2 protein-coding genes are annotated in these 1,319 nt (G+C 31.2%); both read left to right on the top strand.

Annotated features, from left to right (window positions below; genetic code table 11):
• Positions 1 to 216 precede the first annotated feature (216 nt).
• Positions 217 to 672 carry a recombinase family protein gene (locus BUB01_RS23925; RefSeq protein ID WP_072993983.1) on the top strand — a complete coding sequence of 152 codons (456 nt, stop codon included), beginning with the start codon at positions 217 to 219 and terminating at the stop codon, positions 670 to 672.
• 78 nt (positions 673 to 750) lie between these two features.
• A partial coding sequence (locus tag BUB01_RS23930; protein ID WP_341423338.1) for a recombinase family protein occupies positions 751 to 1,319 on the top strand: 569 nt, incomplete at its 3' end.

Here is a 1,319-nt window from a genome sequence, read left to right on the forward strand (position 1 = left end):
TTAATATGCCTTAATTTTAGCTTTCTTTCATGCTTTTTCTTTTTATCTAATAAATAACTTCTAAATAATCTATTTCCTAGTTATTAATAGAATAAATTTTAAATAGAATACTACAAAATGCTTAATTTTAGATATTATTCTACTTTGAGTTTATAAATACATTGTTTTAATAATCAAATATATAAAATTTATCTTTTGTATGAGGAGGTAATGCTAATGATTGCCGCAATATATTCTCGTAAGTCTGTTTTTACTGGTAAAGGTGAATCTATAGAGAATCAAATAGAGCTTTGTAAGGAGTATACTACCAAGCATTTTGATGAAAAGGCTCCGAAGTTTCTTATTTATGAGGATGAGGGCTTTTCAGGTGGTAATACTAACAGACCTAAATTTCAAGAGTTATTAAAGGATGTTAAAGCAAATAAAGTAGATATCCTTATTTGCTATAGACTTGATAGAATTTCAAGAAATGTGGCGGATTTTTCTATTACTCTTGAGTTATTGCAAAAGCATAATGTAGCTTTTGTATCTATTAAGGAACAATTTGATACTACTACTCCTATGGGGAGAGCTATGGTTTATATATCTAGTGTTTTTGCTCAATTAGAGCGTGAAACAATTGCCGAGCGTGTTAGGGATAATATGCTTCAACTTGCTAAAACTGGTCGCTAGCTTGGAGGTCAGGAGCCTTTAGGTTTTTCAGCTGAGAAAATAGTTTATATAGATGAAGAACTTAAGGAACGAAGTCTTATGAAGCTCTCGCCTATTCTTGAGGAAACTGAAATTGTTAAGTTAATCTTTTCGAAGTATTTGCAGCTTAAGTCCATATCTCAAGTAGTTAAATTCTTAAATCTTTCTGGTATAAAGGGTAAAAATGAAGGCGAATGGGCTGCTACTCAGGTAAATAGAATTTTAACTAGTCCTATTTATGTTAAGTCTTCAGAAGAAACTCATAATTTTTTAAAACTCCAAGGGATTAATGTCTTTGGAGATCCTAATGGTCATGGATATTTGACTTATAATAAAACTAAGAATATAGCTACTGATAGAGATAAGTCTGAATGGATTGCAGCTGTGGCAAAGCATGCAGGGATTATAAATGCTAATGATTGGTTGGCTATTCAGTCTTTGATTAATAAGAATAAGAGTAAAAAAATCTCTAGATTAGGTACTGGAACTAGTAATAATGCACTTCTAACTGGTCTTTTAAATTGTGCTTGCTGCGGTAGCAAGATGTTAGTAAAGCAAGGTCACACTTCTAAAAAAGATCCTTCTATACGTTATGACTACTATGTATGTAGTAAAAAAGATAGCTCTTA

The sequence above is a fragment of the Clostridium cavendishii DSM 21758 genome, from assembly GCF_900141845.1.
Lineage (GTDB): Bacteria > Bacillota > Clostridia > Clostridiales > Clostridiaceae > Clostridium_AG > Clostridium_AG cavendishii.

Coding starts and splice junctions, on each gene's coding strand:
- BUB01_RS23925 (WP_072993983.1), top strand. CDS start 217: ATGATTGCCGCAATATATTCTCGTAAGTCTGTTTTTACTGGTAAAGGT.